Annotated in this window: 11 protein-coding genes; 5 read left to right on the forward strand and 6 right to left on the reverse strand. The window is 73.1% G+C overall.

Going from position 1 to position 13395, the window contains the following annotated elements; translation table 11 throughout:
- Positions 1-2: 2 nt before the first annotated feature.
- Genes AB0G15_RS25050 through AB0G15_RS25070 form a run of 5 tightly spaced genes read right to left on the reverse strand, consistent with a single transcriptional unit; the run spans position 3 to position 5735 of the window.
- The gene (locus tag AB0G15_RS25050) at positions 3-1025 is read right to left on the reverse strand and encodes an ABC transporter permease (protein ID WP_362698388.1); all 1023 of its coding nucleotides are present in this window, start codon (positions 1023-1025) and stop codon (positions 3-5) included.
- Positions 1018-2535, reverse strand: coding sequence for a sugar ABC transporter ATP-binding protein (locus AB0G15_RS25055; RefSeq protein ID WP_362844139.1), 1518 nt, complete (start codon positions 2533-2535; stop codon positions 1018-1020). The genes AB0G15_RS25050 and AB0G15_RS25055 overlap by 8 nt, the downstream gene beginning before the upstream one ends.
- A complete protein-coding gene (locus AB0G15_RS25060; protein WP_362844141.1) occupies positions 2525-3610 on the reverse strand; it encodes a sugar ABC transporter substrate-binding protein in 1086 nt (361 codons plus the stop codon). The genes AB0G15_RS25055 and AB0G15_RS25060 overlap by 11 nt, the downstream gene beginning before the upstream one ends.
- Positions 3607-4380 carry an SDR family oxidoreductase gene (locus AB0G15_RS25065; RefSeq protein ID WP_362844144.1) on the reverse strand — a complete coding sequence of 258 codons (774 nt, stop codon included), beginning with the start codon at positions 4378-4380 and terminating at the stop codon, positions 3607-3609. The genes AB0G15_RS25060 and AB0G15_RS25065 overlap by 4 nt, the downstream gene beginning before the upstream one ends.
- Positions 4380-5735, reverse strand: coding sequence for an enolase C-terminal domain-like protein (locus AB0G15_RS25070; protein WP_362844147.1), 1356 nt, complete (start codon positions 5733-5735; stop codon positions 4380-4382). The genes AB0G15_RS25065 and AB0G15_RS25070 overlap by 1 nt, the downstream gene beginning before the upstream one ends.
- A gap of 309 nt (positions 5736-6044) precedes the next feature.
- On the opposite strand from AB0G15_RS25070, the gene AB0G15_RS25075 reads away from it, so the two are divergent.
- From AB0G15_RS25075 to larE, 5 genes are read left to right on the forward strand one after another with little or no spacing between them, the layout of a single operon-like run.
- Positions 6045-6824, forward strand: coding sequence for a FadR/GntR family transcriptional regulator (locus AB0G15_RS25075; RefSeq protein WP_362844150.1), 780 nt, complete (start codon positions 6045-6047; stop codon positions 6822-6824).
- Positions 6821-8101 (forward strand): nickel-dependent lactate racemase, encoded by a 1281-nt coding sequence (gene larA, locus AB0G15_RS25080; RefSeq protein WP_362844152.1) that lies wholly within the window; start codon positions 6821-6823, stop codon positions 8099-8101. The genes AB0G15_RS25075 and larA overlap by 4 nt, the downstream gene beginning before the upstream one ends.
- The gene (gene larB, locus AB0G15_RS25085) at positions 8098-8847 is read left to right on the forward strand and encodes a nickel pincer cofactor biosynthesis protein LarB (RefSeq protein ID WP_362844154.1); all 750 of its coding nucleotides are present in this window, start codon (positions 8098-8100) and stop codon (positions 8845-8847) included. Before larA ends, larB begins: the two co-directional genes overlap by 4 nt.
- Positions 8844-10013, forward strand: a complete 1170-nt coding sequence (larC, locus tag AB0G15_RS25090) for a nickel pincer cofactor biosynthesis protein LarC (RefSeq protein WP_362844157.1) — start codon at positions 8844-8846, stop codon at positions 10011-10013. Before larB ends, larC begins: the two co-directional genes overlap by 4 nt.
- Positions 10010-10837 carry an ATP-dependent sacrificial sulfur transferase LarE gene (gene larE, locus AB0G15_RS25095; protein ID WP_362844160.1) on the forward strand — a complete coding sequence of 276 codons (828 nt, stop codon included), beginning with the start codon at positions 10010-10012 and terminating at the stop codon, positions 10835-10837. Before larC ends, larE begins: the two co-directional genes overlap by 4 nt.
- 131 nt (positions 10838-10968) lie before the next feature.
- Here the strand turns inward: larE and AB0G15_RS25100 are convergent, their stop codons facing one another.
- On the reverse strand, positions 10969-13365 hold the full coding sequence (locus AB0G15_RS25100; protein ID WP_362844163.1) for an NEW3 domain-containing protein: 2397 nt from the start codon (positions 13363-13365) through the stop codon (positions 10969-10971).
- Between the last annotated feature and the right edge of the window lie 30 nt (positions 13366-13395).

A 13395-nucleotide genomic window follows, 5' to 3' on the forward strand; every position in this document is an offset into this window, starting at 1 on the left:
GGTTATTCCTGGACTTTGCCTCCGGTGAGACGGGACAGGATGAGGGCGATGAGGATGATGGCGCCGTTGAGGGCCTGGATCCACTGGGCGGGCACGCCGGCCAGGGTGAGGACGTTCTGGATCATGTAGAGGAGCAGGATGCCGGTGAACGCGCCGAACATGGTGCCCTTGCCGCCGTTGAGGCTGACGCCCCCGATGACGGCCGCGGCGAACACGGTGAAGATGGCGCCGTCGCCCTGGGCGGCGGCCACCGAGGCGAGGCGTCCCGACAGCAGCAGGCCTCCGAGGGCGGCGAGGAGGCTGGCGCCCACCAGGGCGGTCCACAGCACCCGGCCGGTGCGGATGCCGGCGGCCTTGGCGGCGTCCACGTTGCCGCCGATGGCGTACAGGGCGCGGCCGTAGCGGGTGAAGCCGAGCAGCACGATGCCGGCGGCGAACAGCAGCAGGCACAGCCAGATCGAGGCGGGCACGCCGAGCCACAGGGCCGAGCCGAGGTAGAGCATCGACGGCGGCAGGTTGAAGAAGGTCTGGCCGCCGGAGATGCCGGTGAGCAGGCCGCGCAGCACGATCAGCATGCCGAGGGTGACGATGAAGCCGTTGAGCCCGAACCGCACGATCAGCAGCGCGTTGATCACGCCGATCAGCACGCCGACGGCCAGGGTGACCGGGATCGCCCAGGCGCCCGGCAGCAGGCCCAGCCCGGCGCCCGAGCCGACGGCGACGGTGAGCCAGGCGGCCACGCCCGGCGCGAGACCGAAGGTCGACTCCAGGGAGAGATCCATCTTGCCGGCGACCAGGACGATCGTCTGCGCCATCACCAGCAGCGACATCTCCGACATGGTCTGCAGGATGTTGATCAGGTTGTCGGGCTGCAGGAAGATCGGGTGGACGATCTGGCCGACGACGGCGATCGCGATGATCGCGGGGACCAGCGCGAGGTCGCGCAGCCGGGCCAGCCGCACCCGTGGCCGCTCCCGCTGGGGGACGGCGCTGCCCGTGGCGGGCGTGAGGGTTTTCTCAGGCATCGAGCCGGACTCCTTCCATGGCCGCCACCACGTCGTGGTCGTGCCATCCGGCGGGCATCTCCGCGACGAGACGGCCCTGGAACATCACCAGCAGCCGGTCGCACAGCCGCAGGTCGTCGAGTTCGTCGGAGGCGATCAACACGCCGCTCCCCTTGGCGGCCGTCTCCTCGACCTTGCCGAGCAGGAACTCCTTGGACTTCACGTCCACCCCGGCGGTGGGGGTGATCAGCACGAGCAGCCGGGGGTCGGAGGCCAGCGCCCTGGCCATGACGACCTTCTGCTGGTTGCCGCCGGACAGGCCCATCACGGGCAGGCCGGGGCCGGGGGTCTTGATCGCCAGGTTGGCGATCAGGGTTTTGGCCAGCCGGTCCCGCCGCCGGCCGTTGATCAGGCCGGCCTCGCCGAGCCGTTCGGGGACGGTCATGGTGGCGTTGTCGGCGATCGACATCATCGAGACGAACCCCTGGTGATGCCGGTCGCGGGGGACGAAGCCGACACCCGCGGCGAGCGCGTCGGGCACGCTGCCGGGACGGGGACGACGGCCGGCGACCTCGATCGCGCCCGAATCGGCCGCGCGCAGCCCGGCGACGGTCTCGGCCAGCTCGGTCCGGCCGCTGGCGGCCGCGCCCGCCAGGCCGACGATCTCGCCGGCCCGGACGCGGAAGTCGATCTCCCGGTAGGCGTCGCCGTACGACAGGCCGCGCACGCCGAGCACCTCACCGGCGTCGGCGGGTACGGACGCCCGGGGGAGTGCCTCGGTCAGGCCGGTGGCCTCTCCCGCCATCGCCGCCACCAGCTCGGCGTGCGTCAGGTCGGCCACCGCGGTGGTCAGGATGTGCCGCGCGTCGCGGAAGACCGTGACCGTGTCGCAGATCTCGTAGATCTCCTGCAGGTGGTGGCTGATGAACAGGAAGGTCACCCCCTGTTCCTGCAGGGCGCGGATGCGGGCGAACAGCCGGGCGATGGCGGCGGCGTCGAGCTGGGCGGTCGGTTCGTCGAGGATGATGAACCGGGCGCCGAAGGACAGCGCACGGGCGATCTCCACGAACTGCCGCTGCTCGACGTCCAGCTCGCCGGCCGGCAGGCGCACGTCGACGTCCACCGACCAGGCGGCGAGCAGCGTGGCAGCCTTGCGCCGCAGCGCGCCCCAGCGGACCAGCCCGAACCGGTTCAGGTCGTGGCGGTGCAGGTAGAGGTTCTCCGCCACGGTCAGCTCGGGGATGATCGTGGACTTCTGGTAGACGCAGGCCACCCGCCGCCGCCAGGCGTCGCGGTCGGCGAGGCGCGGGGCGGGTTCGCCGCCGAACCGCACCTCGCCCTCGTCGGGGGGCTGCAGGCCGGTGAGGATCGAGACCAGGGTGGACTTCCCGGCCCCGTTGCGGCCGACCAGGGCGTGGGTGCGGCCGGGCATGATCTGGATTCCGGCGCGGTCCAGCGCGACGGTCTCGCCGTACTTCTTGGTGACGCCCACCGCCTCGACGAGAGGGACGGGCGCCGGCTCAGCCGCCAAGGTTGTTGCCCCACAGCGACGAGTCGTCCGACTTGACGCTCTTGACGTCGCCGTAGGTGGCGCCGTCGGCGGTGACCAGGGGCGCGGAGAGCTGGTCCTCCAGCAGGCCCGGGCGCACCTGGATGATGGTGCTGTCGTGGTCGGTCGGGCCGGGCTTGAACGTCTTCCCCTCGATGGCGGCCTTGGTGTACTCCAGCGCGTACTTGGCGTACTGGTCGGCCGGCTGCGAGACGGTGGCGTCGATGTTGCCGGCGGCGATCTCCTTCAGCTCCTGGGGGATGCCGTCGTTGGAGACGACGAAGACGTGCTTGGGGTCGGTCGGCGGGACCAGCAGCCCGCGCTGCTTGAGCAGCTGGAGGGTGCCCGACAGGGCGAAGCTCGACTGCATGTAGACGCCCTTGATGTCAGGGTTCGCAGTGAGCTGCGTCTGCAGTTTCTGCGAGGCGACGGCGCCGTCCCAGTTGGTGGCCTCGCCGAACACCGTGATGCCGGGGTAGTCGGCCTTCATGCACTCGTTGAACGCCTCGGTGCGGTCGCGGCCGTTGATGGAGGCCAGGTCGCCCTGGAGCATGATGACCTTGCCCTTGCCGGACAGCTTCTCGCCGAGGAACTTGCACGCCTTCTGCCCGTAGGCCCGGTTGTCGGCGCGTACCACCATGTAGGCGTCGCCCTGCTCGGGGCGGGTGTCGACCATGACGACGGGGATCTTCTTGGCGGTGAGCTGCTGGAGGGTGGGGGCCACGGCGGCGGTGTCCTGCGGCGCCAGCACGAGGCCCTTGACGCCCTGGCCGATGAGGCTCTGCACGTTGGCGGTGAGCTTGGAGATGTCGTTCTGGGAGTTGGTGGTCTTCAGCTCCAGGCCGTTCTCGGCGCCGAACTGGGGGACGTACTTGATGAAGGAGTTCCAGAAGTCGGTGTCGGAGCGGGGGTAGTCCACCCCGACGACCGGCTTGGCGTCTTGCGGGGCGGCCGCCGTGCCGCCGCCGCTGCCGGCGCTGTCGGCGCCGCCCCCGCAGGCGCCGGTCAGGCCGGCCGCCAGGGCGACGGCCGTTCCCAGGGCGAGTCCTCGTCTCATGGTCGTTCCTTTCCTGTGCTGGGCCGCAGCCGCAGTCCGTGCATGCCGCCGTCCACGGCCAGATCGGTGCCGGTGGTCGAGGCGGCGAGGGGGCTCGCCAGGTACGCGACGGCCTCGGCCACCTCGTCCGCCGAGACCAGACGGCCCATCGGCTGACGGGCGGTGAGCGCCCGGCGTTCCTGTTCGGGGTCGGTGGCGGCCTCCAGCAGCCGGTTCACCCACGGGGTGTCGGCGGTGCCGGGGTTGACGCAGTTGACGCGGATGCCCTCCGTGACCAGGTCGGCCGCCATGGCCCGGGTCATGGCCAGCACCGCGCCCTTGGTGGAGGAGTACAGGACCCGGCTGGGCAGCCCGGCGGTCGCCGCGATGGAGCAGGTGTTCACGATCGCCGCGGCCCGTGACGCCCGCAGGTACGGCAGCGCCGCCCTGGCCACCCGGACCATGCCGAACACGTTGACGTCGAAGACCCGGCGCCATTCGTCGTCGTCGTTGTCCTCGACCCCGCCCTGGGCTCCGATCCCCGCGTTGTTCACCAGGATGTCGACGCCGCCGAGCCGGTCCGCGGCCTCGGCCACGGCGGCCCGCACCGACGCGTCGTCGGTCACGTCTGCCCGCAGCCCGAGCAGGGGCTCGGGCACGCCGAGGGCGCCGGGGGACAGGTCGAGGCAGGCCACGCGGGCCCCGCGCTCGGCCAGCAGGGTGGCGGTGGCCAGGCCGATGCCGGAGGCGCCACCGGTGACGACGGCCGTGAGCCCGTCGAAGGTGCCCATCACATCACCTCTCCGGCGGCGAGGACCGTACCCGTGTCCGTGTCGGCGCCCGTGTCGGCGCCGGCGGCCCACCGGGGACCGTGCGGGTAGGCGTACTCGGCGCGCGACGCCGGGCGCATCTCGCCGCCTCCGCCCGGTTCGAGGGGAGCGACGTACCGGCCGTCCCTGATCACCACCGGGTCGGTGAAGTGCTCGTGCAGGTGGTCGATGTACTCGATGACGCGGTCCTCGGCGCTGCCGCTGACGGCCACGTAGTCGAACATGGCCAGGTGCTGGACCATCTCGCACAGGCCGACGCCGCCCGCGTGCGGGCACACCGGCACCCCGAACTTGGCGGCCAGCAGCAGGATGGCGATGTTCTCGTTGACCCCGGCGACCCTGGCCGCGTCGAGCTGCAGGATGTCGATCGCGCCCGCCTGCAGGAACTGCTTGAACATCACCCGGTTGTGGCCGTGCTCGCCGGTGGCGACCTTGATGGGCGCGACCCGCTCGCGGATGGCGGCGTGGCCGAGCACGTCGTCGGGGGAGGTGGGCTCCTCGATCCAGTACAGGTCGAACTCGGCGAGCGGGGCCAGGCGTTCGATCGCCTGGCCGACGTTCCACGCCTGGTTGGCGTCCACGGCGATGCGCACGTCGGGGCCGACCGCCTCGCGGGCCAGCCGCACGCGCCGCACGTCCTCGGCCGGATCGGCGCCGACCTTCAGCTTGATGAGGCGGAACCCGTCGGCGACCGCCTCCTTGGCCAGCCGGACCAGCTTGTCGTCGGTGTAGCCGAGCCAGCCGGGGGTGGTGGTGTAGGCCGGGTAGCCCTCGGCGAGCAGGCGTGCGCGACGCCCGTCGCGGCCCGGCTCGGCGTCGCGCAGGATGGACAGCGCCTCCTCCCGGGTGAGCGCGTCCTCCAGGTAGCGGAAGTCGACGACGTCGACGATCTCCTCCGGTGACAGCTCCGACAGCAGCCGCCACAGCGGCTTGCCCGCCCGGCGCGCGCGAAGGTCCCACAGGGCGTTGAGCACGGCTCCCGCCGCCATGTGGATGACGCCCTTCTCCGGGCCGAGCCAGCGCAGCTGGCTGTCGCCGGTGAGCCGGCGCGACACCCCGCCGAGATCGCCGAGCACCTCGGCCACCGGCCGTCCGGTGACCAGCGGCGCCAGCGACTCGACGGCGGCGACGGCGAGCTCGTTGCCGCGCCCGACGGTGAAGGCGAGCGCGTGCCCTTCCTGCCCGCCGTCGGTCCGCACGATCACGTAGGCGGCGGAGTAGTCGGGTTCGGGGTTCATGGCGTCCGAACCGTCGAGGTATCGAGAGGTGGGGAACCGGATGTCGTGGGCCTCGACCGTGGTGATCAGTTCTGTCACGAGGACCCGCTCTGACGATGTGCGCGCACGAAGGTCTGCCTCCAGAGGATGTTTCCGGAAGGTGAAGAGATCTTCACCGCATGGACATGGGATGTCTTTGTAATCTCCCGAGCGCGATGTGTCTAGACCCTTAGGCGAGATATCGCTAACATTGGGTATTAGTCGGATATTTAGTAGATCTGCTGTAGGCATGACGGCCCAGGTTTGCCGTGCGGCCGATCAATCTCTCGCATGAACATGGGATGTCTGTTATGTTCCCGCCGTGACCTGCGTACCGATCGAGCGCCTCCACGACCGGAGGTCGTGCCCGTGTCCCTGACCGACGAGGCGATCTCCCGCATCCGGGCGCTCATCCAGTCGGGCGATCTTCCTCCCGGGGCGCGGCTCCCCTCCGAGCACCAGCTCGCCGCCCAGCTCGGTGTCTCCCGCAACCCGTTGCGCGAGGCGGTCAAGGCGCTGGTCGTGGCCCGGGTGCTCGACGTACGGCGGGGTGACGGCACCTACGTGACCAGCCTGGAACCGCGGTTGCTGCTGGAAGGGCTCGGACTGGCCGTCGAGCTGCTGCGCGACGACACGCTGCTGGAGATCGTCCAGGTGCGGCGGATGCTGGAACCCGCGGCGACCGCGCTGGCCGCGTCCCGGATCTCCGCGGGACAGCTCGCCGAGATCGGCGAGCACCTGGCCGCGATGCGCGCGGCCCGCGACGACGTGGAGAAGCTGAACCACCACGACGCCGCCTTCCACCGCGCCGTGGTGCGGGCGACCGGCAACGAGACGCTGTCCACCCTGCTCGACGGGATCTCCGGCCGCACCCTGCGGATGCGGGTGTGGCGCGGCACGGTCGAGACCGGCAGCTCGCACAAGACCATCGCCGAGCACGAGGCGATCTACAACGCCCTGGCCGCCGGTGACGCGACGCTCGCCCAGGCGGCGGCGCTGGTGCACATCGGCACGACCGAGACGTGGCTTCGCTCGGTGCTCGAGGACGTGGAGGGCTCCCCGGCCGGGGCCGGCGGCGACCCGGCCCCGGCCGGTACTAAAATCGCCGACGGGCTCTGGCCGGAGCTCGGCGGTGAGGAGACACGATGAAGGTCCGCTTGGCCTACGGGGAGACCGGTCTGACGGTCGACCTGCCCGACGAGGCCACCACGGTGGTGACCCCCGTCCACCACGCGGCCGCGCCCGACCAGATGGGCGCGCTGCGGGCGGCCCTGCGCGACCCGGTGTCCGGGCCACCGCTGCGCGAGAGGGTACGGCCCGGCCAGACCGTCGCCATCTCGGCCTGCGACATCACCCGTCCCCAGCCGCGGCACCTGATGATCCCGGCGATCCTCGACGAGCTCGACGGGATCGTCGACCTCGACGACGTGACCGTCCTCGTGGCGACCGGCACCCATCGCGGCAACACCGAGGCCGAACTGCGCGCGATGTTCGGCGGCAGGGTCGTGGACTCCGTGCGGATCGTCAACCACGACGCCCGCGACCTCGGCTCCCTCACCTACCTCGGCCGCTTCGGCAAGGACGTGCCGGTGTGGCTGAACACCGCCTGGGTCGAGGCCGACGTGCGGATCACCACCGGTTTCGTGGAGCCGCACTTCTTCGCGGGCTTCTCCGGCGGCCCCAAGCTGGTCGCCCCCGGCCTGGCCGCGCTGGAGACCGTGCTCACCCTGCACGACGCCGCCCGCATCGGCGACCCCCGGGCCACCTGGGGGGTGATCGAGGGCAACCCCGTGCACGACGACGTGCGGGCCATCGCCGAGGGCACCGGGGTGACCTTCGCCCTCGACGTGATCCTCAACCGGGACAAGGACATCGCGGCGGCGTTCGGCGGCGACATCCTGCCCATGCACGCCGCCGCCACCGCCGCCGCCCGCGAGGTCGCCATGCGACGGGTCGAGGCGCCCTTCGACGTGGTGGTCACCACCAACTCCGGCTACCCCCTCGACCAGAACCTCTACCAGGCGGTCAAGGGCATGTCGGCGGCCTTCCAGGTGGTCCGGCCGGGCGGCGTGATCGTCTGCGCCGCCGAGTGCCGCGACGGCTTCCCCGACCACGGCTCCTACCGTGAGGTCCTGGCCTCGGAGTCCTCCCCGCGGGCACTGCTCGACGCGATCGCCGCCCGGCCGGTGACCGTCCCCGACCAGTGGCAGGTGCAGATCCAGGCACGCATCCAGGCGGGCGCGCGGGTGGTGATGCACACCTCCCACCTCAGCGACGCCGACCTGGCCACCGCCCACCTGGAGCAGACCGGCGACATCGCGGCCACGGTGACCGAGGCGCTGGCCGCCGCAGGGCCGGGCGCCCGCGTGTGCGTGCTGCCGGAGGGCCCGCAGACCATCCCCTACCTGTCCGGCGGCCGGGCATGAGCGAACGCGCGACGGACGCGACGGACGCGGTGGACCTGGGGTTCGCCCGGGTCGACGTGGACCGGGAGGCCCGCCAGGGGACGCCCGAGGTCGTCTACGGGCCGGGCAAGACCGCCGGGGAGATCGCCGCCATCGCCTCCGCCCTGCTCGCCCGCAACACCGGCCCGGTGCTGGCCACGCGGGTCGAGGAGGCGGTCGCCGGGGCCGTCCTGGCGGCCGTGCCGGGCGGATCCCACGACCCGGCGGCGCGGCTGCTGGTGTGGCGGCCGGCGGCGACCGGGCCCTTCGCGGTAGCGGTGGTCACGGCGGGCACGTCCGACGGGCCCGTGGCGGCCGAGGCGGCGGCCGTGGCCCGGGCGCTCGGGCTGGACGTCACCGTGATCCGCGACGTGGGCGTGGCGGGCATCCACCGGCTGCTCGCCGAGACCGGGCGGTTGCGCGCGGCCGACGCGGTGATCGTCGTGGCGGGCATGGAGGGCGCGCTGGCCAGCGCCGTCGGCGGCCTCGTGGCGGCGCCGGTGATCGCCGTGCCCACCTCCGTCGGGTACGGCGCGGCCCTGGAGGGCGTCACCGCCCTGCTGGCGATGCTGTCCTCGTGCGCCGCCGGCCTCACCGTGGTCAACATCGACTCCGGCTTCGGCGCCGCCATGGCCGCTCACCGTCTCGCCCACACCTTCACCCGTCGCACCCGCCCGCCGTCCCCTCCTGTCCCCCCGCCCCAGGCGTCCCCGGGAGAAGGGCCGTGATCTGCTGGGTCAACCCGTTCACCGGGCTGGCCGGGGACATGCTGCTGGCGGCGCTCATCGACGCCGGGGCCCCGCTGGAGGGCATCCGCGCGGCGGTGGGGTCGACCGGTCTCACCGGCTGGGAGCTGACGGCCGGGCGGGCGGTCAGCCACGGGCTGGCGGTGACCCGCGTACGAGTCGCGGTCACCGACACGGCGACCGAGCGGCGGGCGGCCGAGCTGATCTCCATGGCCGGGGCCGCCCGCCCGGAACCGGTCGCCGCCCTCGCCACCGCCGCACTGCGGGCGATCGCCGAGGCCGAGGGCCGGATCCACGGCACCGACCCCGGCCAGGTTCACCTGCACGAGCTGGGCGGCCACGACGCGCTCGTGGACATCGTCGGCGTGGCCGCCGCGCTGCACCTGCTCGGCGTCACGGCCGTGCACTGCGCCCCGATCCCCCTGGGCACCGGCACGGTGACCACCCGCCACGGCGTGCTGCCCGTACCGGCCCCCGCGACCACAGCCCTGCTGCGGGGGGCCCTGGTGACCGGTAGCGACCTGCCGGGGGAGACCGTGACCCCCACGGGGGCGGCGCTGCTGCGCGCCATGGGAGCGCGCTACAGCCCGCCGCCGGCGATGACCCCGACGGCGACCGGCTACGGCGCGGGCACCCGGGAGCTTCCCGACCGCCCCAACATCGTCGCCGTCACCCTCGCCGAGCCTGCCCGCGACGCCGGCACCGAACCCCTGGTCGTCCTGGAGACCAACCTGGACGACGTCACCGGCGAGGTGCTCGCCCACACGATCGCCCGGGCCCTCGACGCCGGCGCCCTGGACGCCTGGGCCACCCCGGCCACCATGAAGAAAGGCCGCCCCGCGCACGTGCTGCACCTGCTGTGCCGCCCTCCCTCCGCACCGGCCCTGCGCGACCTGCTCCTCGTCGAGACCGGCGCGCTCGGCGTGCGCGAGGTCGCGGTCGAGCGCACGGCCCTGCCCCGGCACACCACCGAGGTGGACCTGGCGGGCCACCGCGTGCGCGTCAAGCACGGACCCCACTCGGCCAAGCCCGAACACGACGACGTCGCCGCCGCCGCGGCCGCCCTCGGCCTGTCCCTGCGCGAGACGGCCGCCCGGGCGCTGCGGCTGGCCCACGAGCGGCTCCCGACGCAGGAGAGACCAGGATGACCCCCGACGCCAAGATCGCCACCCTGCTCGACCGGCTGGCGGCCCTGCCCTCGCTCGCCGTCGCCTTCTCCGGCGGAGCGGACTCCGCCCTGGTGCTGGCGGCGGCGGTCCGGGCACTCGGCACCGGGCGGGTGCTGGCGGTGACGGCGGTCTCCGACAGCCTGGCGGCCGAGGAACTCGACATGGCCCGGCGGTTCGCGGCCTCCCTCGGCCTGCGGCACCTGCTGCCGGCCACCGCCGAGATGGCGAACCCCGCCTACCGCGCCAACGGCCGCGACCGCTGCTACTTCTGCAAGTCGGAGGTGCTCGACGTGATCGGCCGGGTGGCGGCGGAGCACGGCTTCGCGCACGTCGCCACCGGCACCAACGCCGACGACGCCGTGGACCCGTTCCGGCCGGGGATCAGGGCCGCCGACGAGCGCGGGGTGCTCGCCCCGCTGCGCGACGCCGGCCTGACCAAGGCCGAGGTACGGCGGGCCGCCAAGGCGTGGGACCTGGTCACCTGGGACAAGCCGGCCGCGCCCTGCCTGGCCAGCCGGGTGGCCTACGGCGTGGAGGTGACGCCGGCCCGGCTGCACCGGATCGAGACGGCCGAGCGGGCGGTGCGCCGCCTGCTCGGCCGAGCAGGTCTGCCGGTCACCGACCTGCGGGTCCGCGATCTCGGCGACCGGGTGCGGGTGGAGCTGGACGCCGGCCTGACGCCCCGGGCCGCCGGCCTGCCGGGCCTGGTGCCGGCCGTACGCGAGGCCGGCTTTCCCGGCGCGCAGGTGGAGGTGGCAGCCTTCCGCTCGGGAGCTTTGAACATCGAGCCGCTCCGCCGGTGACCGGCCGGGGCCGCCCCGTGCGCCGGGATCGCCCGCGCGTGGCCCCGGTGACCGGGAGGCCGTAGGCGCCGGTCACGGTGCGGCGAACCCGGGCCGGCTCACGGTGCGGCCGCCGAAGCCGCCCCGGCGCGTCACGCCGGCGGCGTGGAAGAGGGCGGCCGGCCCGGCGTCCCACCTCCCCGCGATGGGCCGGGCGTGGTCAGCGTCAGCGACCTGTCCAGGACGTAACCGGCTTCGCCGACCTGGAAGATCACCGACGCCTCGACGGCCGCGTGGTCGGCCGGGGTCGTGGAGAACTCGGGTGCGGCGATCCTCCACGTCTCGGTGTCCGAGGCGCCGGGCGGCAGCACGCGTCTCACCGGCCTGCCGGTGCGTTCGGCCCGCCGGCCCCCGGGGACGGTGATCGAGACGGTCAGGCCGGTGACCGGACGGTCGCCCAGGTTCCTCACCGTGGCGGTGACGGTGGTCGGGTCACCGGCGGTCGCGGGGGCCGGACCGGCCGCGAGGAAGGCGCCGGCCGGGGGACGCCGCGGGTCGGGGGCGCCGCGGTACGGGCCGGTGGGGCCCGCGTTGTAGATCACCCGGCTGGCCTCGATCGGGAGGTTGCCGCGGGTGACGGTGAGGTTGCCGCGGACGACGTTGCCGCGCTCGCCGTCGGCGACACCGGTGACGGCGGGGTCGGTCACGTAGTTCTCGATCAGCGCGAGGTCGCCGGTGTGGTTGCCGTTCCGGGTGTTGGCGTGCGCCCACTGTCCCGCGGTGTCGAGGAACACGTTGCGGCTCACGCTCAGGTGTCGGGAGCCCTCGTCGAAGTACAGGCCGAACTGCCCGCTGTTCTCGCAGTAGTTCTCCTCGACGACGCCGCGGGGTATCGCCGAGAGCGTGTAGACGCAGCTCGCCTCGGACAGGGCCTGCACGACGTTGCGCACGTGGTTGCCCACGACGCGGACGTCGCTCAGGGTCGTCGGCGTGTCGTGGACCGGCCGGAAGTCGTAGAGCCCCCGGGCGAGGTAGTCGGGGCTGCCTCCCGGGTCGTTGGCGCCCCAGCCGTAACCGAGCCCGATGCCTATGTAGGGCATGTCGGAGACGTAGTTGTGCTCGATGGTCAGCCGTGTGACATAGCTGGCGAGGATCGCGGCCTGGTCCAGGTACTCGAGCGCGGTCGCGTGGACGCGGTTGTCCCTGAGCACGATGTCGCTGTTGACCATGCGAGGGTCGGACGGGTGGTGCGCGTCGGGGCCCACGCCGCCGACCACGATGCCGCCGCCGGAGCTCGCGGTGAACGTGCTCCCCACGACCGAGACCCTGTGCGCGCCCAGTCCCACGCCGCAGGCGTGGGCGCCCGCGTCGTTGCCGATGCCGAGCCCGACGGAACCGAGGTTGACGAAGGTGCAGCCGGCGAACTCGATGTCGTCCGCCGCGGACACCTGTACCGCCGCGGCCGCCTGCTCCCAGCCGTCACGAGAGGCCTCGAATCCCGTGCAGCCAATGGAGCACGAGGTGAACGCGTCGGCCGGCCGGTGGGGCTGGACGCCGCTGACGAACACGCCGGTCTGCTGGTTCGCGTACCCGTCGGGCGAGCCGGGGCGCAGCCACGTGGTGCCGGTGAAGGTCAGGCCTTCGAACCGCAGGTCGCGGGCGGGCGCGTCGTAGGTGCCGCCGACCTGGACCAGCGATTCCAGCCGCGGCAGCTCCACCCGCGCGCGCGAGACGTCCTGCCCCGGAAGCGGCTTGTAGTAGAGCGTCCCCGCTGAGGTGTCCAGATACCACTCGCCGGGCTCGTCCAGGAAGCTCCTGGAGTTGAGCAGGAAGAACCTCGGCGTGCGGAACGGAGCCTGGACGGTGTCGTAGCCGTAGGTGTTGTTGTCCCAGGCCGGTTGCCGCATGACGACCGTCGAGCCGGAGATGCTCCGCACCGGCGCGAACCGGTTGGTGAACGTCAGCATCGCCTGGAAGTCGATGCGCCCCTGGTCGGGCAGGGTGGCGAGATAGGCGAGGTCCGGATTGTCGATGGTGAAGCCGGCCGGGGTCAGCGTGATGTCACCGGGTGCCAGCTCGATCCGCGCGCGCTGTGCCGGGATCCCGTCGACGTAGAGCTGCCGGCTGTCGAATCCGGTGCCGACGTGGGCCCGGTAGACGCCCGTGGCCGCGCCGTCGGCGTCGTCGGGCTCCCAGCCGGTGACGGGCCGGGCGCCGCTCAGCACGGGCCTGGCTCCGGGTGCCGCCTTCCAGGTCACGGTGTGCCCGTTCCGGCCGGAGTCCGCCGCGCCGAAGCGCAGCGGCGAGGCCGGCCGGTAGGTCCCGTCCAGCAGCAGGACGGTGACGTCGCGGTTCCCCCCGGCCGCCGCGTCACGCGCCCGTCGCTGCGCCTCCTCCAGGGTCGCCAGCGGCCGGTCGCCGTCGCCCGGGCCCTCGTCGTCGGCGTTCGCGGACCCGGTGGGCGCGACCACGATCGGGTGGCCCGCCCGGGCGGCGTCCGCCCGGGCCGGGGCCGATGTACGTCTGTGCGGCACGGGTGACGGACGCACGTGCCTTCCCTTCTTCCTGTCCGGGATGCG

This window comes from Streptosporangium sp. NPDC023825 (assembly GCF_040639575.1).
Classification (GTDB): domain Bacteria; phylum Actinomycetota; class Actinomycetes; order Streptosporangiales; family Streptosporangiaceae; genus Streptosporangium.